Raw genomic sequence first — 22719 nt, 5'->3', positions numbered from 1 at the left:
CATGGGGGGCTTGCTGCGGTTCACGCTGGACCTGTTCGAGGGACTGGGGAGCGAGTTCGCCCCCCGCGCGCCGGCACCCAAGCCGCCGCGCCGAGCGAAGAAGCCCGCCGGCCCCGTGGCCGCGCCTACGCCCGTCGTTCCCGCCGCGCCGCCTGCGTTCGTGGCGCCGCGCGACCTGGTGCCTGCGCCCCCGGCCGTGCCACTGGCCGACACCCTGACGCTCGCCAGCTTCGCGCATCCGCAGGCCACGCGCGAGATCGTGCTCGGCTCGGCGCGGGTGGCTTATGAATTCAAGCGCGGCAACCGCAAGACCATCGGCTTCCTCGTCGGCGCCGAGGGCCTGTCGGTGCGCGCGCCGCGCTGGGTGGCGCTGCGCGATGTCGATGCAGCCATCCGCGAGAAGTCAGACTGGATCCTGCGCAAGCTGGCCGAGACGCAGCAGCGCCATGCGCGCGTCGAGGCCACGCGCATCGAGTGGCGCGACGGCGCGGAGTTTCCGTTCCTGGGCGAGCCGGTGGTGATTCGGCTCGACCCGAAGCACGGCTTTGCCAGTGTCGGCGGCACGCTCGACGACAAGGAAGGCGACGGGCCGCGCGTGCTGCGCCTGGCGGTGGCGCAGAACGCCGAGCCTTCGCAGATCCGCGACGCTGCGCAGGCTTGGCTCACGCGACAGGCGCGCAAGCTCTTCATCGAGCGGCTCGACCACTTCGCGCCGCTCTTGGGCGTGCGCTGGCAGAAACTGTCGCTGTCGAACGCCGCCACGCGCTGGGGCAGCGCGAGCGCCGACGGGTCGATCCGGCTCAATTGGCGGCTGATTCATTTCCGCATGCCGGTGATCGACTACGTGGTCGCGCACGAACTGGCCCACCTGCGCGTGATGGACCATTCGCACCGCTTCTGGGAAACGGTCGAGAGCGTGGTGCCCGACTACGACCAGCTGCGCCGGCAGCTCAAGGACGAAGCGGTTCCCCGCTGGTCCTGAGGCCTTGCCCGGGGAATGGCGTCAACGCGCGTGCGTGACGCCGCCGTCCACCACCAGCGTCGAACCCATCACGTAGTCGCCCGCGCGCGAGGCCAGGTAGATGGCCGCGCCGGCCATGTCTTCCGGCACGCCGATGCGTCCGGCCGGAATGCGGCCCTTGACCTCGTCGCCGTGGTCGCGCGCATCCTTGTTCATGTCCGAGGCGAAGGCGCCGGGCGCGATCGCGCTCACCACGATGCGCTCCTGCGCCAGCCGCAGCGCCATGCGTCGCGTGAGCTGGATGAGGCCGGCCTTGCTGGCCGCGTACGAGTAGGTTTCCTGCGGGTTGACGGAAATGCCGTCGATCGAGGCGATGTTGATCACCTTCGCGAGGTGGTCCGTCGCGGCCTTCTTGAGCATCGGCGTGAGCGCCTGGGTCAGGAAGAAGGGCGTCTTGAGGTTCAGGTCCACCACCTTGTCCCAGCCGCTTTCCGGGAACTCCGCGTAGGGCGCGCCCCAGGCCGCGCCGGCGTTGTTCACGAGGATGTCGAGCGAGCCTTCGTGCTTCGCATAGGCCTCGACCAGCTTCTGCGCGCCTTCCACCGTCGACACGTCCGCCGGCAGCGACACGCAGTGGCCGAAGGCCGAAAGCTCCTTCGCCGTCTGGTCGCAGGCCGCGGCCTTGCGCGCCGAGATGTACACGCGCGCGCCCTGGGCCAGGAAGCCCTCGGCGATCATGCGGCCGATGCCGCGCGAGCCGCCGGTGATCAGCGCGGTGCGGCCCTTCAGCGAGAAGAGTTGGGTGGTGTCCATGGTGCGGTTGTCTCCTGAATGAAAGATTTTCAGGAAACGAGCTTAGTGCGCACCGGGCCCGCGCCGCGTCACCTTGGTGCCAGCGACAGGCTCCGGGGGCTGGTGAAGCGGCGCTGCTCGCCGGTGATCGGATCGATGAAGGCCACCGACTTGGCCAGCAGTTGCAGCGGCTTGTCGAAGTCGTCGGTGTTCTCGGGCAGCAGCACGGGGTAGATCGGGTCGTTGACGATCGGCATGCCCAGCGCCTGGCAGTGCACGCGCAGCTGGTGCTTGCGGCCGGTGACTGGCGAGAGCTTGAGCAGCGCATGGCCGCCCTGAGCCGCCAGCAGTTCGATGTGCGTCTCGGAGTTGGGCTCGCCGGGCTCCTCGCGCACGCGCATGAAATGCTCGTCGTCGACCAGCCGGCTGCGGTAGGTGGCTGGCACCGACGAAACGCCGTCCTGCCAGGGCACCACCGCTTCGTAGTGCTTGTCGATGCGTCGCTCGGGGAACATCGCCTGGTAGGCGCCGCGTGTTTCAGGCCGCACCGAGAACAGCACCAGCCCCGAGGTGCTGCGGTCGATGCGGTGCAGCGGCACCAGGTCGTCGAGCTCGAGCTTGCGCTTGAGCCGCACCAGCAGGCTTTGCTGCAGGTATTTGCCGGTGGGCGTGACCGGCAGGAACGGGGGCTTGTCGACCACCAGCAACTGGTCGTCCCGGAACACCACCTGTTCCTCGAACGGAATGTGCACCTCGTTGTCGAGCGAGCGGTAGTAGTACACGCGCAGCGGCGATTGGTAGCGGCGCTCGGCCGTCACGGGCACGTGGTGCTCGTCGATCACGTCATTCGCCGCGATGCGCTCGAGCCAGGCCTCGCGCGTGATGGCGGGAAAGCGCTCGATCAGGAATTCGGCGATGGTCGGCCATGGGCCGTAGGGCAGGCCCACGCAACTGGGGCCCACGCCGTCGCGCGTGGGAAGCGGCAGTTTCGGCGGGCGCCGGCGGGTCATGCGGGCAGTTCTTCCTGTAGCAGCGCCAGTGCTTCGGCGAACGACGGGCGCGCGGCGGGAACGGGCTGCAGGCAGCGGTCCTTGAAGGCGCCCACCGATGCCGGCGCGGCGTCGGTGCAGCGCTCGAGCAGTTCTTCCAGCAGGCAGCCGAAGGCGCGCATTTCCAGTGCCTGGAACGCACGTGCCTGTGACTCGTCGAGCGCGCCGGTCATCCAGGCGGCGCCGAAGTCGCCGAGCCGGCCGTCGCCTTCGGGGCTGCGCAGGATGTTGTGCGCATACAGGTCGCCGTGAAGAATGCCGCGCGCATGCAGGTGCTGCATGGCCGAGGCGATGTCCCGCGCGATACGCAAGGCGACGGCAGCGGGCCAGCGGGCATCGTCCCCATAGACGTCGCGCGTGCACGAGGCCAGGCTCGGCGGCCCGGCGAGCGTGGTGAAGCTGGGATCGACCAGCCCCATCACCAGGCCTTCGGTGCCTTGGGGATGTCCGTCGATGCGGCTTTGCGCGGCGATCAACGTGGGGTGCGCACCGGCGCCGATGCAGGCGGCCATTTCGCTGTGCGGCCAGCCGTCGCTGGTGACCGCGCCCTTGAAGAGCTTGACCGCCACCTGTTGCGATGCGCCGAGCGTCGCCTGGTGGATCACGCCCGACGCGCCTTCGCCGAGTTTTTTGCCCAGCGTCAGTTCATGCCAGTCGACGTGCGGCACCGACTTCGCGGCGATGGCGGCGTCCTCGGCCTGCGTGTCGAAGGGGTTGCCCGCGCAAGCGAGCCACGACAGGCGCGGCAGCGTGGGCAACCATGCGGGCAGCGTCTCGAAGCGGTTGGCCGAAATGCGCAGCAGTTCGAGCCGCTCGAGCCCGGCCATCGAAGGCGGCAGCGCGCGCAGGCGGTTGCCCGCCAGCATCAGCTTCTGCATGCGGGTGCATGCGCCGAGCGTTTCGGGGAGTTCCTCGATCTGGTTGTCGGTGAGGATCAGCCAGCGCAGCGAAGGCGGCAGCGCGGCGGCCGGCACGCTGCGAATCGCGTTGGCCTTGAAGCCCACGATGTCGAGGCCCTGGCACCTACCGATGGCTTCGGGCAGTTCGGTGAAGCGGTTGTCGGAGCAGAAGAGCACGCGCAGCCTGTGCAGCCGGTGCAGGTCGTCGGGCAGGACATCGAGCGCATTGCCCGACAGGTTCAGCACTTCCAGCGAATCGGCAAGCTCGAAGACCTCGCGCGGAAACTCGTTGAGTCCGCACGAGAGGTCGATTCTTCTTGCGCCTGCCAGCCGGCCCGCGCGCAGCTCAGCCAGCGTGTCGTCGTTCATCCGGCGAGTCTAAATCGCCGGCCATTTCCTCAGGCGGCGCCCGCCTTCGCGCCGAAGCGGTAGATGCCGTCCTTGCCCAGCTCGCGCTTGACTTGTCCCGAGAACCACAGCAGGTGCAGGTGGGCCACGGTCTCGCCCATGGCAAAGGTCATCTGGTGCAGGTCGAGTTCGCGCTTGAACAGGATCGGCAGGCCTTCGGCCGCGGTGAGCGGGCGCGCCACGCAGGCCTCGAGCAGTTCGGCCAGGCGGTCGCGGTGGTGCTCCTGCAACTGGTCGACGCGGCGGTGGATGCCGGTGAATGGCTTGCCGTGCGAGGGCAGGCCCAGCGTGTCGGCGGGCAGCGCCTTGAACCGGTCGATGCTGTCCAAAAACAGGCGCAGCGAATTGGCTTCGGGCTCGCCCGCGTGCACGCTCACGTTGGTGGAGATGCGCGGCAGCATCATGTCGCCGCCCAGCAGCAGCTTGAGTTCGTCGCAGTACAGCGCGATGTGCTCCGGCGCGTGGCCGTAGCCGCTGATGCAGCGCCATGCGTGGCCGTCGATGGTCACCATATCGCCGTCGAGCATGCGCACGAAGCTGTCGGGCACCGAGGGCACCATGTTCGCGTAGTAGTTGGTGCGCGCTCGGATCTTGGCGATGGATTCAGGGTCCGTCAGGCCGTGCGAGGCGAAGAAGCGCGCCGCCTGCTCGCCGCCAGCCAGCGTGTCGCCGGCGGTGCTGAGCACGCGCGCCACGTGGTAGTCGGTCGAGCTGATCCACAGCGGCGCATTCCAGCGCTCGCAGAGCCAGTGGGCCAGGCCGATGTGGTCGGGGTGCATGTGGGTCACGATGACGCGCAGGATCGGCAGGCCCTGCAGCTGCGTCTCGAAGATCTGTTCCCATTGCGCGCGGGCCTCGTCGTGGGCGATGCAGCAGTCGACCACCGTCCAGCCGGCCACGCCGTCGATGGTGTCGCGCAGCAGCCAGAGGTTGATGTGGTCGAGCGCGAAGGGCAGCCGCATGCGGATCCAGCGCACGCCGGGCGCCACTTCCATGGCTTCGCCGGGCTGGGGCAGCGTATCGCCCAAGGGGTAGTGGAGTTCGCGTTCGAGGAGGTTCATGTAAGATTGACGTTTACGTAAACGTCATGGAATGGGTGCACCATTGTATGGATCGCGGCGCAAACCTGCTGTCGCCCCGGTAACCTTCCTTCCGGCGTTCCTTTTGCCACCACCGTCGTCATGCCTGCGCAAACCTTCACCATCAGCCAGCTCGCGAAGGAATTCGACCTCACGACGCGGGCCATCCGCTTCTACGAGGACATGGGCCTGCTCACGCCGGAGCGCGCCGGGCTGCAGCGCATCTACAGCGCGCGCGACCGCGCCCGGCTCACGCTCACGCTGCGCGCCAAGCGCCTGGGCCTGAGCCTGACGGAGGCCAAGGACATCCTCGACATGTACGACAGCCCGCGCGACACCGTGCCGCAGCTGGAAAAATTTCTCGGCGTGCTGGGCAGCCATCGGGCCCAGCTAGAGGCGCAGCTGGCCGAGCTGCAGGCCAACCTCGCGGAAGTCCGCGAGCACGAGAAGAAGGGGCGCGCCACGCTGGCCAGGGCGCAAAAGGCCGCCAAGGCCTGAAAACACACGACTCATCGACAATAGCTGACTATGTCCGAAAAATCCGACACCCTCGACGACCTCTTCGCCCACAACCGTGCCTGGTCCGCCCAGATGGAGCGCGACCGCCCCGGTTTCTTCACCAGCCTGGTCAAGCAGCAGACACCGCGTTACATGTGGATCGGCTGTTCCGACAGCCGTGTGCCCGCCAACCAGATCACCGGCCTGGAGCCTGGCGAAGTGTTCGTGCACCGCAACGTGGCCAACATCGTGGTGCACTCCGACCTCAACGCGCTCTCGGCGATCCAGTTCGCGGTCGAGCACCTGAAGGTCGAGCACATCATGGTGGTGGGCCACTATGGCTGCGCGGGCGTCAAGGCCGCGCTCAGCGGCAAGCGCATCGGCCTGGCCGACAACTGGATCCGCCACATCCAGGACGTGCGCGACCGCCACCACGTGATGCTCGAGAGCCTGCCCGACGAGGAAGCGCGCGTCGACGCGCTGTGCGAGCTCAACGTGGCCGAGCAGGTGGTCAACGTGGCCGTCAGCACCGTCATGGTCGATGCCTGGGCGCGCGGCCAGAAGGTCAAGATCCACGGCTGGACCTTCGGCGTGCACGACGGCCTGCTGCAGGACCTCGGCCTGAGCGTCGACGGCACCCAGCCGCTGGAGGGCGTCTACAAGGCCGCGGTGCAGCGCATCCGCTACAAGTGGGGCAAGCCCGGCGCAGCATCGGTGCAGTCGCTCGCGGCAGCGCCGCAGCCCGAGGCGGGCGGCACGGCCGGCACCTGAGCGGCGGCAGCGCCGACGTCTTTTTCCCGTCCGTCCCGCCATGTTCCCGCAGCGTCTCGATTCGCCGCTGGCCTATGACGTCGCGAAGGCGATGATGGACGGCTTCAACCGGCACTACCGGTTGTTCCGGGCCGAGTCGGCGCGTGCCAAGCACCGCTTCGAAACCGCCGACTGGCACGGCCAGCAGCGGGCGCAGCGCGAGCGCATCGAGTTCTACGACCTGCGCGTGAGCGAGGCCGTGGCCCGGCTCGAAAAAGAGTTCAAGGCCGGCGATCAGCCCATGGACGTGTGGCATCAGGTCAAGCTGCACTACATCGGGCTGCTGGTGGACCACCACCAGCCCGAGCTGGCCGAGAGCTTCTTCAACTCGGTGACCACCAAGATCCTGCACCGCGCGTACTTCCAGAACGACTTCATCTTCGTGCGCCCGGCCATCAGCACCGAGTACATCGAGCCGCGCGGCGCGCCCACCTATCGCCCCTACTACCCGTCGCCCGACACGCTGGCCGACACCGTCGAGCAGATGCTCGACGACTTCTCGCTGCTCGGCAGCTTCGCCGACAAGCGGCGCGACGCGGAGCGCGTGGCGCACGTCATCCTGAACCGCTTCCACCAGGTCAAGCTGCGCGCCAACTTCCAGCTGCAGGTGCTGTCGGGCCTGTTCTTTCGCAACAAGGGCGCGTACGTGGTCGGCAAGATCATGAACGGCTTCGCCGAGATCCCGTTCTCGCTGCCCATACTGCACGACAGCCGCGGCAGGTTCTACATCGACGCGGCCCTGTTCGGCGAAGACGACCTGCAGATGCTCTTCAGCTTCGCGCGCGCGTACTTCATGGTCGACATGGAAGTGCCCTCGGCTTGGGTGCAATTTTTGCGCTCGCTCATGCCGCGCAAGCCGCGCGCCGAGATCTACAACGCGCTCGGCCTCGCCAAGCAGGGCAAGACGCTGTTCTACCGCGACTTCCTCTCGCACCTGAACTACTCGAGCGACCGTTTCCGCATCGCGCCCGGCATCAAGGGCATGGTGATGCTGGTGTTCGACCTGCCGTCGTTTCCGTTCGTGTTCAAGGTCATCAAGGACTTCTATCCGCCGCAGAAGGACACCACGCGCGAGCAGATCAAGGGCAAGTACATGCTCGTGAAACAGCACGACCGCGTGGGCCGCATGGCCGACACGCTGGAGTACAGCGACGTGGGTTTTCCGCTCGACCGCTTCGAGCCCGGGCTGATCGAGGAAATCCGCAAGTTCGCGCCCAGCCAGCTCGAGATCGGCGACCGCGACGGCAACGGGGAAATGGAGCTGGTGGTCAAGCACGTCTACATCGAGCGCCGCATGATCCCGCTGAACATTTACCTGCAGGAAGCCTTCGACACCCTGGCCCACCCCGAGAGCCCGGCCCACGCCAGGCGCGCCAAGGACCAGCTCGAGCATGCGGTGGTGGAGTACGGCAATGCCATCAAGGACATGGTCGCGGCCAACATCTTTCCCGGCGACATGCTGTGGAAGAACTTCGGCGTCACGCGCGGCGGCAAGGTGGTGTTCTACGACTACGACGAGATCGAATACGTCACCGACTGCAAGTTCCGCAAGGTGCCCACGCCGCGCAACGAGGAAGAAGAGATGAGCGGCGAAGTCTGGTATTCGGTCGGCCCGAAGGACGTGTTCCCCGAGACCTTCGAGCCCTTCCTGCTGGGCAACAAGGACGTGCGCGAGGCCTTCATGGCCCACCACGCCGACCTGCTCGACGCCGCCTTCTGGCAGCACCACAAGGAACGCATCCAGGCCGGGCAGATGCTCGATGTGTTCCCTTACGAAGAGTCGCAGCGCTTCCAGCACGAAGGGCACGCGACGCACTTCTGAGACCCGACCGGCCACCCAGATTTTTTCGCTTTCGCATCATTCCTGAAGGAGACCTCACCATGTCCGAATCCATCGTCATCGTCGGCCTTGCCCGCACCCCCATGGGCAGCTTCCAGGGCGACTTCTCGTCGCTCTCCGCGCACGACCTGGGCGGCGCCGCCATCAAGGCCGCCGTCGAGCGCGCCGGCATCGCGCCCGACAGCGTGGGCGAAGTTCTGTTCGGCAACTGCCTGATGGCCGGCCAGGGCCAGGCGCCGGCGCGCCAGGCGGCCTACAAGGGCGGCCTGCCCGACAGCGCGGGCGCCGTCACGCTCAGCAAGATGTGCGGCTCGGCCATGAAGGCCGCGATGCTGTCGCACGACCTGCTGCTGGCCGGCACGCACGACGTGATCGTGGCGGGCGGCATGGAAAGCATGACCAACGCGCCCTACCTCATGCTCAAGGGCCGCGGCGGCTACCGCATGGGCCACGACCGCATCTTCGACCACATGATGCTCGACGGCCTGGAAGACGCCTACCAGCCGGGCCGCTCGATGGGCACCTTCGGCGAGGACTGCGCCGCCAAGTACAAGTTCACGCGCGAACAGCAGGACGCCTTCGCCATCGCCAGCGTCGAACGCGCCAAGAAGGCCACCGAAACCGGCCTGTTCAAGGACGAGATCGTGCCCGTCACGGTCAAGGGCCGCGGCGGCGACACGGTGATCTCGGTCGACGAAGGCCCCGGCAAGGTCAAGCTCGACAAGATCCCCACGCTCAAGCCCGCGTTCAAGAAAGAGAACGGCACCATCACCGCCGCGTCGAGCTCGTCCATCAACGACGGCGCCGCCGCGCTGGTCATGATGACCGAGTCGCACGCGAAGAAGATCGGCGCCCGGCCCATCGCCCGCATCGTCGGCCATGCCACGCACGCGCAGCAGCCCGAGTGGTTCTCCACGGCGCCGGTCGGCGCCGTCGCCAAGCTGTTCAAGAAGACCGGCTGGGCCGTGAAGGACGTCGACCTGTGGGAAGTGAACGAAGCCTTCGCCGTGGTGCCGATGGCGCTGATGCACGAGCTCGACGTGTCGCACGAAATCGTCAACGTGCACGGCGGCGCCTGCGCGCTGGGCCACCCGATCGGTGCCAGCGGCGCGCGCATCATGGTCACGCTCATCCACGCGCTGAAGGCGCGCGGCAAGAAGCGCGGCGTGGCCACGCTGTGCATCGGGGGCGGCGAGGGTACCGCCGTGGCACTCGAATTGCTATAAGAGCCGGGCTGGGAGCGTCCGGTAACGGGCGCTCCCGGCTTTTTTTCATCCAGATATTCAAATAAATGCGTAGAGCAGGAGATTTCATGCGCCCATCCATCCACCGTACCGCCCTTGCCGCCTTGCTGGCCACCGCTTTCCTGGCGCCCGCCGCCAGCTGGGCCCAGAAGCGCGACAACGTGCTGTTCCAGGCTGCCACCGACGAGCAGCCCGCGGTGATCAAGACGCTCGAAAAGCTCGTCAACATCGAAACCGGCACCGGGGACGCCGAAGGCATTGCCGCCGCCGGCAACTACCTCGAAGGCGAACTCAAGAACCTGGGCTTCACCGTCACGCGCAGCAAGTCGGCAGGCATCGTGGTCGGCGACAACATCGTCGGCAAGATCAAGGGCCGCGGCGGCAAGAACCTGCTGCTGCTGTCGCACATGGACACCGTGTACCTGAAGGGCATCCTGGCCAAGGCGCCGTTCCGCGTCGAAGGCGACAAGGCCTACGGCCCCGGCATCGCCGACGACAAGGGCGGCAACGCCGTGATCCTGCACACGCTCAAGCTGCTGAAGGACTACGGCGTGCGCGACTACGGCACCATCACCGTGCTGTTCAACACCGACGAGGAAAAAGGCTCCTTCGGCTCGCGCGACCTGATCCAGGAAGAAGCCAAGCTGGCCGACTACGTGCTCTCCTTCGAGCCCACCAGCGCCGGCGACGAGAAGCTGTCGCTCGGCACCTCGGGCATCGCCTACGTGCAGGTCAACATCACGGGCAAAGCATCGCATGCCGGCGCCGCGCCCGAGCTGGGCGTGAACGCGCTGGTCGAGGCATCCGACCTCGTGCTGCGCACCATGAACATCGACGACAAGTCGAAGAACCTGCGCTTCAACTGGACCATCGCCAAGGCCGGCAACGTGTCGAACATCATCCCGGCCACCGCCACCCTGAACGCCGACGTGCGCTATGCGCGCAACGAAGACTTCGACGCCGCCATGAAGACGCTGGAAGAGCGCGCGCAGCAGAAGAAGTTGCCCGAGGCCGACGTCAAGGTGATCGTCACGCGCGGCCGCCCGGCCTTCAACGCCGGCGAAGGCGGCAAGAAGCTGGTCGACAAGGCCGTGGCGTACTACAAGGAAGCCGGCGGCACGCTGGGCGTGGAAGAACGCACCGGCGGCGGCACCGACGCGGCCTACGCGGCGCTCTCCGGCAAGCCCGTGATCGAAAGCCTGGGCCTGCCCGGCTTCGGCTACCACAGCGACAAGGCCGAGTACGTCGATATCAGCGCCATTCCGCGCCGCCTGTACATGGCAGCGCGCCTGATCATGGACCTGGGCGCCGGCAAGTAAGCCAGCCAGACAGACAGACAGACAAGAGAAGAAAACCGGAGACAACGCCATGCTGCTCAACGCAGACCAGGAAGCCATTCGCGACGCGGTGCGCGATTTCTCGCAAGCCGAACTCTGGCCCAACGCCCCGAAGTGGGACCGCGAGCACAGCTTTCCGAAGGAAGCGCACCAGGGCCTCGCGGCGCTGGGCGCCTACGGCATCTGCGTGCCCGAGGAGCATGGCGGCGCCGGCCTCGACTACCTCACGCTGGCGCTGGTGCTGGAAGAAATCGCGGCCGGCGACGGCGGCACCAGCACCGCCATCAGCGTGACCAACTGCCCCGTCAATGCCATCCTCATGCGCTACGGCAACGCGCAGCAGAAGAAGCAGTGGCTCGAGCCGCTCGCGCAGGGGAAGATGCTCGGCGCCTTCTGCCTCACCGAGCCGCAGGCCGGCAGCGATGCGTCGAGCCTGCGCACCACCGCGCGCAAGGACGGCGACGCCTACGTGATCGACGGCGTCAAGCAGTTCATCACCAGCGGCAAGAACGGCCAGGTGGCCATCGTGATCGCGGTGACCGACAAGGGCGCGGGCAAGCGCGGCATGAGCGCATTCCTCGTGCCGACCGACGCGCCCGGCTACAACGTCGCGCGCCTGGAGGACAAGCTGGGCCAGCACAGCAGCGACACCGCGCAGATCAATTTCGACGGTTGCCGCATCCCGGTGGAAAACCTCATCGGCGCCGAAGGCGAGGGCTACAAGATCGCCCTCGGCGCGCTGGAAGGCGGCCGCATCGGCATTGCCGCGCAAAGCGTGGGCATGGCGCGCAGCGCCTTCGACGTGGCGCTGGCCTATGCCAAGGAACGCCAGGCCTTTGGCGGCTCGATCTTCGACCAGCAGGCCGTGGGTTTCCGCCTCGCCGAGTGCGCAACGCAACTCGAGGCCGCGCGCCAGCTGATCTGGCATGCCGCCGCCCTGCGCGACGCCGGCCGCCCCTGCCTGAAGGAAGCGGCCATGGCCAAGCTGTTCGCCAGCGAGATGGCCGAGCGCGTGTGCAGCGCCGCCATCCAGACGCTGGGCGGCTACGGCTACGTGAACGACTTTCCGCTGGAGCGCATCTACCGCGACGTGCGCGTGTGCCAGATCTACGAAGGCACTTCGGACATCCAGAAGCTCCTGATTCAGCGCGCGCTCGCTTGAAGCGGAGCAGCGCCCGATAGCCGGTGACCCACCCGTCCGCCTGTCATCGGTTTCGATGACAGACAACCGCGCCCCGCGAGCGCAGCATGGCGGCCTCTTTTGTCGGAGGCCTTCGCCATGTCCATTTCAAGATCCGTTCCCGCCGCCGCCCTGGCCTTGCTGTGCCTGGGCGGCCTCGGCCTGCCGGCGCAGGCGCAGCAGCCCGCCGCCGCGCCCGACATCGCCACGCTGACCGCGAGCGACGCCGTGAAGCAGTTGTGCGCCGGCACCATCACCAGCGAGCAGCTGGTCGCGGCCTACATCGCCCAGGCCAAGGCCCGGGCGAATCTCAATGCCTTCATCGCGCTCGACGAAGCCGGCGCGCTGAAGCAGGCGCGCGCCGCCGATGCGCTGCGCAAACGTGGCGGCGCGTGCAAGCCGCTCGCGGGGCTGCCGGTGGCCATCAAGGACAACATACAGGTGCAGGGCCTGCCCGCGACGGCCGGCACGCCCGCGCTCAAGGGCTTCGTGCCCGGCGCCGACGCACCCGTGGTGGCCAGGCTGCGCGCGGCCGGCGCCGTCGTGCTGGGCAAGACCAACATGCACGAGCTGGCCTTCGGCGTCACCGGCTACAACCCCGCGTTCCAGAGCGGCCCCGAGGTGGGCGTGCGCAACGCCTACGACGCGAGCCGCATCGCGGGCGGCTCGTCTTCGGGCAACGGTGCGGCGCTCGGTGCGCGCATGGTGCCGGCCGCGCTCGGCACCGACACCGGCGGCTCGGTGCGCATTCCGTGCGCGTTCAACGGCTGCGCATCGCTGCGTCCGAGCATGGGCCGCTATCCGCAGCAGGGCATCGCGCCGATCTCGCACACGCGGGACACGGCCGGGCCGATGGCGCAATCGATGGCCGACGTGGCGCTGCTCGACGGCGTGATCGCCGGCGGCGCGCCGATCAGGCCCGCCGACCTGAAGCGCGTGCGGTTGGGCGTGGCGCAGGCCTTCTACGCCAATCTCGATGCCGACACGCGCGCCGCCACCGACGCCGCGCTCGCCAGGCTGCGCGGCGCCGGCGTCACGCTGGTGGACGTGGAGATGCCCAAGCTCATGGAGCTCAACGGCGCGATCGGCTTTCCGCTCGCGCTCTACGAGGCGCACGACGACATGGCGGCCTACCTGGCGAAGTACCGCACCGGCATCGACATCGCGCAGCTCGCGGCCGGCATCGCCAGCCCCGACGTCAAGGGCACCTTCGACGCCTTCGTGATCCCGCGCAAGCTGCCCGCGCCCGCCGGCACGGTCGATGCGAAGCCGGTCTACGACAACGCGATGCGCGTCGCGCGGCCCGCGCTGCAGAAGCTATACCGCGACACCTTTGCGAAGAACAGGCTCGACGCGCTGGTGTTCCCGACCGTGCCGCGCGTGGCGCTGGCCGCGGCGCCTGAAGCCAGCAGCCCGGAGAACTTCGGCGCGCTGATCCAGAACACCGACCCCGGCAGCAACGCCGGCATTCCGGGCGTGCAGCTGCCATCGGGCCTGGGCGCGACGACGGGCCTGCCCGTGGGGCTGGAACTCGACGGCCCGGCCGGCAGCGACCGCAAGCTGCTGGCCGTGGGGCTCGCCGTGGAGCGGGTGCTGGGCCGCCTGCCCGCGCCGAAGTAAGCGAAGCCGGCGTGCGCGGTCAGCGCCCGGCCGGCGGCGCGCTCCAGCCCGCGAGCGCCGCGCGGCGCTCGATGCCCAGCTTGTCGAAGATGCGCCGCAGGTAGGTGCGCACGGTGGGCACGCCCACCGCCATGCGCCGCGCGATCTCCTTGTCGGTGAGGCCTTCGCGCACGCAGCGCGCCACCTGCTGCTCGCGCTCGCTCAGCAGGCACCAGGCGGCGTCTGGCGCCTCCTGCGGTGGGGGAAGGGCGACGGCGGCGGCCGCTGCCCGTTGCGCCCGCTGCAACGCTCCCGCGAACGCCGGCTCGATCAGGTCGAGCAGCGCTTTCTCGTGGTCGCCGAAATCGCCGCGCTCCCTGCGCCGCCAGATGCGCAGGTCGCCCAGCGCGCGGTCGCCGTCGAACGCATGCAGGTTCATGCCCCAGTGCAGGCCGTCGCGCGAGAGAAAGTCGTTGAAGAACGGGGTGCGCATGAGCGCGCGCTGCGGCATCACCTCGGTCACGCGCGTGGCGCGGCGGCGCGACTGCAGCACGAAGGTGATCGGGTCGTGGTGCTGGTGCCACTGGGCGTAGCGGTCGAGGTTGGCGGCCTCCATGTTGATCGCCACGCGACCGCCGAAGCTGCGGCTCGCGGCATCCCACACGAACGAGGCGAACTGGTCCGCGCGCAGCAGGTCGAGCAGCGCCCGGCCCAATCGTTCGCGCAGCTCGTGCTCGCGATGGTCTTGCGCCAGCAGCGTGAAGACGCCGCGCAACGCGTGCTGTTCCGGGGCTGTGAGGTACATCGCCGACTTTCTTTCTGGAGCCGCTGTAACGCTAACGTTTAGCAAGCGCCGCGCCAAGGGTGGATGCCCTCGGGCGTGCGTTCGCGTGGCCGCACGGTGGCGCATGCACGGTCACATGGAACGCGCAGAATCGGTGCCAGCCCGCCCATGCCTCCGACACTCCCTTCCGGCACCGAATCCCCTTCCAGGCCGCTCCTGCAGCGGCTGCGCGACTATTGGGTCGAGGCGCCCAATGCGAATCCGCTGGTCGACCAGAGCCTGGCGCGGGCCTATGTGGTCGATACGCGAGACACGCCCTTGTCGGCGGCCGTCACCGCGGCGGTCTTCTGGATCCTGTTCCTCGTGCTGACCGGCGACCGCGGCACGCTGGTCTGGGCCGTGCTGGTGCACGCCATGCAATGGAACATGCATCGGCACCTGCATCGGCTGGACCCGGCCGCCATCGACGCCGCTTCGGCCGCGCGCACGCGCCGGCGGCTGGAGCTGCGCATGCTGTTCCCGGGGCTGGTGTGGTCACTGGCGCCGTGGCTGTTCTTTCCGCATGGCGATCTTGCGTACATCCTGCTGATGTACTTCTTCGTGAGCGGCGCGACCAGCGTCATCATCGCCGCGCTCGCGCAGTGGTGGCTGGCCGCGCTGTGCTTCGGCGTGCCGGTGTTCCTGAGCCTGGCGCTGCGGCTGGTGCTCGAGCCGGGCAGCGTGACGGTCATCATGGGCTGCCTTGCGGTGTCGCAGCTGGTCGCGGCGCTGCACTACGCGCGCAAGCAGAACCGGCTGATCGTCGGCTCCATCGAGAACGGATTCGAGAACGCGCGCCTGGCCGAGGCGCTGCGGCGGCAGCTCGAGCATGTGGCGCAGCTGGCCGCGCAGCGCGCCCGCATCTTCGCGGCCGCCAACCACGACCTGCGCCAGCCGATGCATGCGCTGGCCATCTTCGTCGACGTGCTCGACACGCGCAGCCCGCCCACCGCCGAGAACCTGCGCTTCATGCGCGACAGCGTCGATGCGCTGCGCGGATCGATCGACGCGCTGCTGGACATCGCGCAGCTCGACGGCGGCGTGGCGCCCGTGCGGCTCGAGCCCTTGCCCCTGCAGCCGCTGTTCGATGCGCTGCATGGCCGTTTCGCGGCGCTGGCCGCGGCCAAGGGGCTGCGGCTGCGCGTGCGTGCCACGCGCGCCGTGGTGCGGGCCGACGCGCGCATGCTCGCGCGGCTGCTCGGCAACCTGGTGGACAACGCGATCAAGTACACGCCCTCCGGCACGGTGCTGGTCTGTGCACGGCGCGCCGGCCGGGGACGCTGGCGCATCGAGGTGCGCGACTCCGGTGTGGGCATCGATGCGCGGCATCAGGCGCAGGTGTTCGAGGAATTCTTCCAGGTCGACAATCCCGGCCGCGACCGCAGCCGGGGGCTCGGCCTGGGCCTGTCTCTGGTGGCCAGCGTGGCGCGCGTGATGGGCTCGCGCATCGAGGTGCGGACCGCGCCTGGCAGGGGCAGCACCTTCTCGCTGGTGCTGGATGAAATGGCCGCGCCGCGCGGCGTCGCCGAAATGCCCATGCCGTCCGAACCGGAGCCCGCGGGCGCCATCCGCATCCTGGTGCTCGACGACGAGCAGCCGGTGCGCGAGGCCATGCGCTCGCTGCTGTCCGCCTGGGGCCACGAGGTGGTGCTGGCCGCCAACCCGCGCGAGGCGCTGCAGCAGGCGGGCGTTTTCGACCTGATGCTGAGCGACCTGCGCCTGGGCAGCGGCCTTTCCGGGCTGGCCGCCGCGCAGGCCCTGCAGGCGGTCGGCAAGGCGCGCAACGTGGTCATCCTCACGGGCGAAACGGCCCATGCCAACAGGGCCGAAGTGGAGCGCGCCGGCTATGCGCTGATCTACAAGCCGGCCGACGCGCGCGCCCTGCGCGAGGCCATTGCCGACAGCCTGCCCGCATAGCCGCGGGCTTGCCCTGTCGGCACCCGGCCCGCGAGGTGTTCCAATAGCGGTCTTCATGAGTGCCATCGATCCCACCACCGGACCTTGCCCCTGCGGCCGTACCGACCGCCGCGACAAGCCCATCGGCTACGCCCTGTGCTGCGGCCGCTATCTCGACGATTTCGAGAACACGCCGGCGCCAGACGCCGAATCGCTGATGCGTTCGCGCTACTCGGCCTTCGTGCTCGAACGCGGCGCCTACCTGCTCGCCACCTGGGACGCGTCCAAACGGCCGGCCTCCATCGAGTTCGAGCCCGGCGTCAAGTGGCTGGGGCTGGACATCCGCTCGCGCTCGGTGCTCGACGCCGACCACGCGGAGGTCGAGTTCGTCGCCCGCCAGCGCAGCGCGGCCACCGGCGCGGCCACCCGGCTGCACGAGCGCAGCCGTTTCGTGCGCGAGGGCGCGCGCTGGTTCTACCTCGACGGCGACCTGCAGCAGCCCCTGGCTTGACGCGCCGGTCGGCGGCTCGCACAATCGTCCCCGCTCCGGGGTGCACGCATGTGGCGTGCTGAGATGGCAAAGCTGCCGACCCGCGAACTTGATCCGGGTCATACCGGCGTAAGAAGAGCTGCACTCCCTGACTCCGGTCCGCCACTGCCTTTTTCGTGGCGGGTTTCCCGAAGTCCACCGAGCGATTGCGGAGCACCCTTTCCCTTACAAGGAGTGCCTCCCGATGAATGCCCCCGACAAGTTCACCTCGCTGCTTTCGCTCACGCGCGAGCCCTTTCCCGCGTCCCACAAGTGCCTGATTCCGGGCAGCCGGCCCGACCTGAACGTGCCCGTGCGCGACGTGCGGCTGACCAACGGCGAGACCGTCTCGCTCTACGACACCTCCGGCCCCTACACCGACCCGAAGGTCGAGATCGACGTGCGCCGCGGCCTGCCCGACGTGCGCGGCGCCTGGGTCGTCGAGCGCGGTGACACGGAAAGTTACGAAGGCCGCACGCACCACGCGCTGGACGACGGCGCCAAGAACGAAGACCGCGACGCCCAGCGCCTGGCCGAACTGCGCGCCGGTGCCTCGGCGCTGCAGCGCCAGCCGCGCCGCGCCAAGTCGGGTGCCAACGTCACGCAGATGCACTACGCGCGCCGCGGCATCGTCACGCCCGAGATGGAATACGTGGCCCTGCGCGAGAACGGCAAGCGCGAGTGGATGGCCGAGTACCTCGCCAACGAGGAGCGCGCCAAGCGCGTGATGGGCAACCCGATGGGCGCGAGCATTCCGCGCATCATCACGCCCGAGTTCGTGCGCGACGAGGTGGCGCGCGGCCGCGCCATCATTCCGGCCAACATCAACCACCCCGAAGTCGAGCCCATGGCCATCGGACGCAACTTCAAGGTGAAGATCAACGCCAACATCGGCAACTCCGCCGTCACCTCGAGCATCGAGGAAGAGGTCGAGAAGCTGGTGTGGGCCATCCGCTGGGGCGCCGACAACGTGATGGACCTGTCGACCGGCAAGAACATCCACACCACGCGCGACTGGATCGTGCGCAATTCGCCGGTGCCCATCGGCACGGTGCCGATCTACCAGGCGCTCGAGAAGGTGGGCGGCGTGGCCGAAGACCTCACCTGGGAGATCTACCGCGACACGCTCATCGAGCAGGCGGAGCAGGGCGTCGACTACTTCACCATCCACGCCGGCCTGCGCCTGCCGTTCATCCACCTGACGGCCGACCGCATGACGGGCATCGTGTCGCGCGGCGGCTCGATCATGGCCAAGTGGTGCATCGCGCATCACAAGGAGAGCTTCCTCTACACGCACTTCGAGGACATCTGCGACATCATGAAGGCCTACGACGTGAGCTTCTCGCTCGGCGACGGCCTGCGCCCCGGCTCGGGCGCCGACGCGAACGACGAGGCGCAGTTCGCCGAGCTGCGCACGCTGGGCGAACTCACGCAGATTGCCTGGAAGCACGACGTGCAGACCATGATCGAAGGCCCGGGCCACGTGCCGATGCACATGATCCAGTCGAACATGGACGAGCAGCTCAAGCACTGCCACGAAGCGCCGTTCTACACGCTCGGGCCGCTGACCATCGACATCGCGCCGGGCTACGACCACATCGCCAGCGCCATCGGCGCGGCCATGATCGGCTGGGCCGGCACCGCGATGCTGTGCTACGTGACGCCGAAGGAACACCTGGGCCTGCCCGATCGCGACGACGTGAAGCAGGGAATCATTGCCTACAAGATCGCCGCGCATGCGGCCGACGTTGCCAAGGGACACCCGGGGGCGCGCTCGCGCGACGACGCGCTGAGCAAGGCGCGCTTCGAGTTCCGCTGGCAGGACCAGTTCAACCTGGGCCTGGACCCCGACACCGCGCGCGAATTCCACGACGAGACCTTGCCCAAGGATTCCAGCAAGGTGGCGCATTTCTGCTCCATGTGCGGCCCCAAGTTCTGCTCGATGAAGATCACGCAGGAAGTGCGCGAGTACGCCGCGAAGAAGGGCGTGGCCGAAGCCGAGGCCATGACCGAGGGCATGGAAGAGAAGTCGAAGGAATTCATGGCGGGCGGCGGCGAGATCTACATCCCGATCAAGGCCGTGTCCTGAGCTTGTCGCGGGGTCGTTGCTACCATGGAGGCATGACCCCTTTTCCCTTTTCCGCGGTCCTGTTCGACTGCGACGGCGTCCTCGTCGATTCCGAACCCATCACCAACCGCGTGCTCGCCGAAATGCTCGGCGAGCTGGGCTGGCATCTCAGCACCGAGGAATCGATGAACACCTTCACCGGCAAGGCGGTGAAGGACGAGGCCGCGCTCATCGAATCGAAGACCGGCGTGAAGATCACCGACGAGTGGCTGCGCAGCTTCCGCGCGCGCCGCAACGAAGCGCTGGAGCGCGACCTCGTCGCCATTCCGAACGCACCGGCCGCGATTCGCGCGATCCATGCGCGGCTCAAGGGCCGCATCGCCTGCGCCTCGGGCGCCGACCGCCACAAGGTCGAGCTGCAACTGGCCAAGGTGGGCTTGCTCGACTGCTTCCAGGGCCGCATCTTCAGCGGGCATGAAATGCCGCGCTCCAAGCCGCACCCCGACGTGTACCTGGCGGCGGCCGAGGCGCTGGGCGTCGATCCGCGCCGCTGCGCCATCGTCGAGGACACCGTCACCGGCGCGATGGCCGGCGTGGCCGCCGGCGCCACCGTGTTCGGCTACAGCACCGGCGAATCGGGCCACAGCGGGCCGGGGCCGCTGCTGAGCGTGGGCGTGGTGCGCGTGTTCAGCGACATGGCCGAATTGCCCGCGCTGCTTTCGGGCTACGACCTGCAGGCGGCCTGAGTTTCTGGTGCAATGAAGGGCAACCACAGCCCTTCAGCACAGGAACATCACCTCATGACTTCCGAATACAAGACCGAGCAACCCGACCGCACCGAGATCGATGCGCTCACCGGCCCCGCCGTGGTCGAGTTCGGCACCAACTGGTGCGGCATCTGCAAGGCCGCGCAGCCGAACATCGCCGAGGCCTTCGCGAAGTATCCGGACGTGCGCCGCATCAAGGTCGAAGACGGCAGCGGCCGGCCGCTGGGCCGCTCGTTCAACGTGCGGCTGTGGCCCACGCTGGTGTTCATGCGCGACGGCAAGGAAGTCGCCAAGCTGGTGCGTCCCGAAGACAGCCAGTCCATTGCCGACGCACTCGCATCCATCACCCAGCCGGCCTGACGCACCGCCCGGAACGCCGGTTGCTTTCATGAAAAACTGGAAGCAATCGCGCAGATAAATTCATTTCTCGCGGGCGCCGGTCGCGTCCAGAATCCGCGTTCATGACGATGAACATCGCGGTACTGGACGACTACTTCGACACCCTGCGCACGCTGCCCTGCTTTCGCAAGCTGGACGGCCACCGCGTGACGGTCTGGAACGACCATGTCGACGACCCCGACCTGCTCGCAAGCAGGCTCGCCGATGCGGACGCGGTGGTGCTGATCCGCGAACGCACCGCGCTGCGGGCCGCGTTGCTCGAACGCCTGCCCCGCCTGCGGCTCATCAGCCAGCGCAGCGTGTATCCGCACATCGACATCGAGGCCTGCACGCGGCTCGGCATCGTGGTGTCGTCGGACCAGCATCCGGGCACCCCGTCCTATGCGGCGGCCGAGCTGACCTGGGCCCTGCTGCTGTGCGCGGCCCGGCGGCTTCCCCAACAAATGGCCTCGCTGCAGCGGGGCGACTGGCAGGCCGGCGTGGGCTCCACGTTGCGGGGCAAGACGCTGGGCATCTACGGTTACGGGCGCATCGGCGCCACCGTGGCGGGCTACGCCGAAGCCTTCGGCATGAAGGTGTTGGTGTGGGCGCGGCCCGATTCGCTGCAGCGTGCGCTGGCGGACGGCCGGCAACCGGCGCCGGACCGCGACACCTTCTTCGGCGAATGCGATGCCATTTCCCTGCACATGCGGCTGGTGCCCGATACCCGGGGCATCGTGCGCCGAGAGGACCTGGCGCGCATGAAGCCCACCGCCATCCTCGTGAACACCAGCCGCGCGGGGCTCGTCGAGCCCGGTGCGCTGGTCCAGGCCCTGCAGGCGGGCCGCCCGGGAATGGCGGCCGTGGATGTCTACGAAACCGAGCCGCTCACCGATCCGGCCGACCCGCTGATCTCCATGCCCAACGTCGTGTGCACGCCTCACATCGGCTATGTCACGCGCGAGGAATACGACCTGCAGTTCTCCGATGTCTTCGACCAGATCACCGCCTTTGCCGGCGGTCATCCGATCAACGTGGTCAACCCCGACGTGCTGAGCCACATGCGGGGCGTTCCCGGACCATGAACGCCGAGCTGCAGCGGCTGGCAGCGCAGGCCGACCTCCAGTCGGAGCGCCAGATGCCGCTGCGCCTGCGCTTCGGCTTTGCCTGCGTGCAGCGCGTGCGACATCTGCTGGAGTCGCCGGAAGCCGTGGAGGCTCTGGACACCCTCGGCGCCTGCGTCGAAGGCCGATGCGATGAGGCCGCATTGGCGCAGGTGCAGGCGCGCATGGCAAACGTCGCGCGCAGCCACCCGGGCTCGGCATCCATCGATGCGTCGGCGCACGCGGCGGTCTCCGCGACCTATGCCGTGTTCCGCGCGGTGAGCGGCCATGCATTGCAGGCGGCCGAGTACGCCGCCTATGCCACGGTCTATGCCTACGGCGCCTATGCCCTGGCGGACCCCGATGCGTTCGCGGAAGAGTTCGCGTGGCAGGTTTCGGCGTTCCGCATGCTCGTCGCACAAGAGGCCTGCTAGAGCCCCAGCTGCCGAAAGTCCCGCGGCGCATGCCCCGTCCACTGCAGGAACGCCCGCGAAAAGCTCTTCTCGTTACGAAACCCCACCGCCAGCGCCACCTGCTTGATCGGCCGCGTGGTGCGTCGCAGCAACTCCACCGCCAGTTCATGGCGCACCTCGTTCTTCAGCGTCTGCAGCGAGGTGCCTTCCTCGTGCAGCTGCCGGTGCAGCGTGCGGCCCGACACGTTCAGCAGCCCCGCCAGCGCCTCGGCCGTGGTCGCCTCGCTGGCACGCGAGCGCAGCAGTTCGCGCACGCGCTGCCCCAGCAGCCGGTCGCGGCGGTATTGCAGGATGGTGAGCGGCAGCGCGCGCTTGAGCATGGTGCGCAAAGCGCGTTCGTCGCGCTGCAGCGGCAGGGCGAGATAACGCTCGTCGAAGCTGATGCCCGCCTGCGGCGCGTCGAACCGCACCTCGGGCGTGAACATCGGCGCATAGGCGTCGCTGTGCGGCGGCGCGGCAAACGGAAAGCTGGCGCTGCGCAGCGAGATGCGCGAGTCGATCGCCCAGCACATGTAGCCGTGCATGAAGCGCAGGCTGGTCACCAGGCAGAACTCGCGGAAGGCGTCGTCCAGCGGGCGGTTCTCGGTGATGCGCAGGGTGGCCACGCCGCCGGCTACCTCGAGCGCCAGGCCGATGTCGTCGGTCAGCAGCCGGTGGTGGCGGCACCAGCGCTTGATGGCCACGCCCAGGTCGGGCGAGGTGAGCGAGGCGCGGCACAGCATGCCGTAGCTGCCCCAGGGCAGGCGCCGCGAGAACCAGCCCAGGGCCTCGTCGTCCAGCTCCTGCATGGCGTGCTCCGACAGCGCTTCGAACTGCGCGGCGGTCACTCGCGCGCCTGGCCGCGCCAGCTCGCGCGGCGTGATCTGTGCCGCCTTCAGGGCTTCGGCCGGGTCCACGCCGTAGCGCTCGTAGCCTTGCACGATGGCTCTCACGAAGGCCATCGGCGTGACGGCGCGGGCGGGTCTGAGAAAGGACGGGGACGACAT

General features: G+C 68.4%; 21 protein-coding genes and 1 riboswitch. Of the genes, 15 read left to right on the top strand and 6 right to left on the bottom strand.

From position 1 onward, the window contains the following. The first annotated feature begins 1 nt into the window (after window position 1). A complete protein-coding gene (locus tag L3V85_RS29925) occupies window positions 2-982 on the top strand; it encodes a M48 family metallopeptidase (protein WP_237676252.1) in 981 nt (326 codons plus the stop codon). A 21-nt stretch (window positions 983-1003) separates the two neighbouring features. Here the strand turns inward: L3V85_RS29925 and L3V85_RS29920 are convergent, their stop codons facing one another. The 4 genes from L3V85_RS29920 to L3V85_RS29905 all read right to left on the bottom strand — a co-directional run bounded on the left by L3V85_RS29920 (window position 1004) and on the right by L3V85_RS29905 (window position 5170). After that, window positions 1004-1774 carry an SDR family oxidoreductase gene (locus L3V85_RS29920; RefSeq protein ID WP_237676251.1) on the bottom strand — a complete coding sequence of 257 codons (771 nt, stop codon included), beginning with the start codon at window positions 1772-1774 and terminating at the stop codon, window positions 1004-1006. 68 nt (window positions 1775-1842) lie between these two features. Continuing rightward, on the bottom strand, window positions 1843-2763 hold the full coding sequence (locus L3V85_RS29915) for a pseudouridine synthase (protein WP_237676250.1): 921 nt from the start codon (window positions 2761-2763) through the stop codon (window positions 1843-1845). After that, a complete protein-coding gene (locus L3V85_RS29910) occupies window positions 2760-4070 on the bottom strand; it encodes a leucine-rich repeat-containing protein kinase family protein (protein ID WP_237676249.1) in 1311 nt (436 codons plus the stop codon). The genes L3V85_RS29915 and L3V85_RS29910 overlap by 4 nt, the downstream gene beginning before the upstream one ends. A 29-nt stretch (window positions 4071-4099) precedes the next feature. Continuing rightward, window positions 4100-5170, bottom strand: a complete 1071-nt coding sequence (locus L3V85_RS29905; RefSeq protein WP_237676248.1) for an MBL fold metallo-hydrolase — start codon at window positions 5168-5170, stop codon at window positions 4100-4102. A 120-nt stretch (window positions 5171-5290) separates the two neighbouring features. On the opposite strand from L3V85_RS29905, the gene L3V85_RS29900 reads away from it, so the two are divergent. The 7 genes from L3V85_RS29900 to iaaH all read left to right on the top strand — a co-directional run bounded on the left by L3V85_RS29900 (window position 5291) and on the right by iaaH (window position 13717). Beyond that, window positions 5291-5686: a MerR family transcriptional regulator gene (locus tag L3V85_RS29900; RefSeq protein ID WP_237676247.1), complete on the top strand. Its 396-nt coding sequence runs from the start codon at window positions 5291-5293 to the stop codon at window positions 5684-5686. A 30-nt stretch (window positions 5687-5716) separates the two neighbouring features. Then, the gene (gene can, locus L3V85_RS29895) at window positions 5717-6457 is read left to right on the top strand and encodes a carbonate dehydratase (protein WP_237676246.1); all 741 of its coding nucleotides are present in this window, start codon (window positions 5717-5719) and stop codon (window positions 6455-6457) included. A gap of 40 nt (window positions 6458-6497) precedes the next feature. After that, window positions 6498-8318, top strand: coding sequence for a bifunctional isocitrate dehydrogenase kinase/phosphatase (gene aceK / locus L3V85_RS29890; RefSeq protein ID WP_237676245.1), 1821 nt, complete (start codon window positions 6498-6500; stop codon window positions 8316-8318). A gap of 59 nt (window positions 8319-8377) precedes the next feature. Then, window positions 8378-9562 (top strand): acetyl-CoA C-acyltransferase, encoded by a 1185-nt coding sequence (locus L3V85_RS29885; protein WP_081269637.1) that lies wholly within the window; start codon window positions 8378-8380, stop codon window positions 9560-9562. Between the two features lie 86 nt (window positions 9563-9648). After that, a complete protein-coding gene (locus L3V85_RS29880) occupies window positions 9649-10899 on the top strand; it encodes a glutamate carboxypeptidase (RefSeq protein ID WP_237676244.1) in 1251 nt (416 codons plus the stop codon). Window positions 10900-10948: 49 nt separating this feature from the next. Further along, window positions 10949-12079 (top strand): acyl-CoA dehydrogenase family protein, encoded by a 1131-nt coding sequence (locus L3V85_RS29875; protein WP_237676243.1) that lies wholly within the window; start codon window positions 10949-10951, stop codon window positions 12077-12079. A gap of 117 nt (window positions 12080-12196) precedes the next feature. Then, window positions 12197-13717, top strand: a complete 1521-nt coding sequence (gene iaaH / locus L3V85_RS29870; RefSeq protein ID WP_237676242.1) for an indoleacetamide hydrolase — start codon at window positions 12197-12199, stop codon at window positions 13715-13717. A 19-nt stretch (window positions 13718-13736) separates the two neighbouring features. Here iaaH and L3V85_RS29865 read toward each other — a convergent pair whose 3' ends face one another. Continuing rightward, window positions 13737-14501 carry a helix-turn-helix transcriptional regulator gene (locus L3V85_RS29865; RefSeq protein WP_237676241.1) on the bottom strand — a complete coding sequence of 255 codons (765 nt, stop codon included), beginning with the start codon at window positions 14499-14501 and terminating at the stop codon, window positions 13737-13739. Window positions 14502-14648: 147 nt separating this feature from the next. Here L3V85_RS29865 and L3V85_RS29860 point away from each other — a divergent pair, with 147 nt between their 5' ends. From L3V85_RS29860 to L3V85_RS29830, 7 genes are all read left to right on the top strand, one after another. After that, window positions 14649-16436, top strand: a complete 1788-nt coding sequence (locus tag L3V85_RS29860; RefSeq protein ID WP_237676240.1) for a hybrid sensor histidine kinase/response regulator — start codon at window positions 14649-14651, stop codon at window positions 16434-16436. Between the two features lie 55 nt (window positions 16437-16491). Further along, window positions 16492-16926 carry a YchJ family protein gene (locus L3V85_RS29855; RefSeq protein WP_237676239.1) on the top strand — a complete coding sequence of 145 codons (435 nt, stop codon included), beginning with the start codon at window positions 16492-16494 and terminating at the stop codon, window positions 16924-16926. A 26-nt stretch (window positions 16927-16952) separates the two neighbouring features. Further along, a riboswitch (TPP riboswitch) is annotated at window positions 16953-17058 on the top strand. Window positions 17059-17149: 91 nt separating this feature from the next. After that, entirely contained in the window at window positions 17150-19033 is a 1884-nt protein-coding gene (gene thiC / locus L3V85_RS29850) for a phosphomethylpyrimidine synthase ThiC (protein ID WP_237676238.1), read from the top strand. A 32-nt stretch (window positions 19034-19065) separates the two neighbouring features. Then, window positions 19066-19758 (top strand): HAD family hydrolase, encoded by a 693-nt coding sequence (locus tag L3V85_RS29845; RefSeq protein ID WP_106936710.1) that lies wholly within the window; start codon window positions 19066-19068, stop codon window positions 19756-19758. Between the two features lie 54 nt (window positions 19759-19812). Continuing rightward, on the top strand, window positions 19813-20139 hold the full coding sequence (locus L3V85_RS29840; protein WP_237676237.1) for a thioredoxin family protein: 327 nt from the start codon (window positions 19813-19815) through the stop codon (window positions 20137-20139). Between the two features lie 107 nt (window positions 20140-20246). After that, entirely contained in the window at window positions 20247-21242 is a 996-nt protein-coding gene (locus L3V85_RS29835) for a D-2-hydroxyacid dehydrogenase family protein (protein ID WP_237680683.1), read from the top strand. Continuing rightward, complete coding sequence (locus tag L3V85_RS29830) at window positions 21239-21694, top strand: putative immunity protein (protein WP_237676236.1); 456 nt, start codon at window positions 21239-21241, stop codon at window positions 21692-21694. Before L3V85_RS29835 ends, L3V85_RS29830 begins: the two co-directional genes overlap by 4 nt. Here the strand turns inward: L3V85_RS29830 and L3V85_RS29825 are convergent. Then, the gene (locus tag L3V85_RS29825; protein ID WP_237676235.1) at window positions 21691-22719 is read right to left on the bottom strand and encodes an AraC family transcriptional regulator; all 1029 of its coding nucleotides are present in this window, start codon (window positions 22717-22719) and stop codon (window positions 21691-21693) included. The two genes, L3V85_RS29830 and L3V85_RS29825, sit on opposite strands and share 4 nt — an antisense overlap.

This window comes from Variovorax paradoxus, from assembly GCF_022009635.1.
GTDB lineage: Bacteria > Pseudomonadota > Gammaproteobacteria > Burkholderiales > Burkholderiaceae_C > Variovorax.
This window is presented reverse-complemented; position numbering and strand designations above follow the sequence as displayed.

What these genes read in the sequence shown, in the direction of transcription:
- L3V85_RS29925 (WP_237676252.1), top strand. Translation starts at nt 2, where the DNA reads ATGGGGGGCTTGCTGCGGTTCACGCTGGACCTGTTCGAGGGACTGGGG.
- L3V85_RS29920 (WP_237676251.1), bottom strand. Translation starts at nt 1,774, where the DNA reads ATGGACACCACCCAACTCTTCTCGCTGAAGGGCCGCACCGCGCTGATC.
- L3V85_RS29915 (WP_237676250.1), bottom strand. Translation starts at nt 2,763, where the DNA reads ATGACCCGCCGGCGCCCGCCGAAACTGCCGCTTCCCACGCGCGACGGC.
- L3V85_RS29910 (WP_237676249.1), bottom strand. Translation starts at nt 4,070, where the DNA reads ATGAACGACGACACGCTGGCTGAGCTGCGCGCGGGCCGGCTGGCAGGC.
- L3V85_RS29905 (WP_237676248.1), bottom strand. Translation starts at nt 5,170, where the DNA reads ATGAACCTCCTCGAACGCGAACTCCACTACCCCTTGGGCGATACGCTG.
- L3V85_RS29900 (WP_237676247.1), top strand. Translation starts at nt 5,291, where the DNA reads ATGCCTGCGCAAACCTTCACCATCAGCCAGCTCGCGAAGGAATTCGAC.
- can (WP_237676246.1), top strand. Translation starts at nt 5,717, where the DNA reads ATGTCCGAAAAATCCGACACCCTCGACGACCTCTTCGCCCACAACCGT.
- aceK (WP_237676245.1), top strand. Translation starts at nt 6,498, where the DNA reads ATGTTCCCGCAGCGTCTCGATTCGCCGCTGGCCTATGACGTCGCGAAG.
- L3V85_RS29885 (WP_081269637.1), top strand. Translation starts at nt 8,378, where the DNA reads ATGTCCGAATCCATCGTCATCGTCGGCCTTGCCCGCACCCCCATGGGC.
- L3V85_RS29880 (WP_237676244.1), top strand. Translation starts at nt 9,649, where the DNA reads ATGCGCCCATCCATCCACCGTACCGCCCTTGCCGCCTTGCTGGCCACC.
- L3V85_RS29875 (WP_237676243.1), top strand. Translation starts at nt 10,949, where the DNA reads ATGCTGCTCAACGCAGACCAGGAAGCCATTCGCGACGCGGTGCGCGAT.
- iaaH (WP_237676242.1), top strand. Translation starts at nt 12,197, where the DNA reads ATGTCCATTTCAAGATCCGTTCCCGCCGCCGCCCTGGCCTTGCTGTGC.
- L3V85_RS29865 (WP_237676241.1), bottom strand. Translation starts at nt 14,501, where the DNA reads ATGTACCTCACAGCCCCGGAACAGCACGCGTTGCGCGGCGTCTTCACG.
- L3V85_RS29860 (WP_237676240.1), top strand. Translation starts at nt 14,649, where the DNA reads ATGCCTCCGACACTCCCTTCCGGCACCGAATCCCCTTCCAGGCCGCTC.
- L3V85_RS29855 (WP_237676239.1), top strand. Translation starts at nt 16,492, where the DNA reads ATGAGTGCCATCGATCCCACCACCGGACCTTGCCCCTGCGGCCGTACC.
- thiC (WP_237676238.1), top strand. Translation starts at nt 17,150, where the DNA reads ATGAATGCCCCCGACAAGTTCACCTCGCTGCTTTCGCTCACGCGCGAG.
- L3V85_RS29845 (WP_106936710.1), top strand. Translation starts at nt 19,066, where the DNA reads ATGACCCCTTTTCCCTTTTCCGCGGTCCTGTTCGACTGCGACGGCGTC.
- L3V85_RS29840 (WP_237676237.1), top strand. Translation starts at nt 19,813, where the DNA reads ATGACTTCCGAATACAAGACCGAGCAACCCGACCGCACCGAGATCGAT.
- L3V85_RS29835 (WP_237680683.1), top strand. Translation starts at nt 20,247, where the DNA reads ATGAACATCGCGGTACTGGACGACTACTTCGACACCCTGCGCACGCTG.
- L3V85_RS29830 (WP_237676236.1), top strand. Translation starts at nt 21,239, where the DNA reads ATGAACGCCGAGCTGCAGCGGCTGGCAGCGCAGGCCGACCTCCAGTCG.
- L3V85_RS29825 (WP_237676235.1), bottom strand. Translation starts at nt 22,719, where the DNA reads ATGTCGTCCCCGTCCTTTCTCAGACCCGCCCGCGCCGTCACGCCGATG.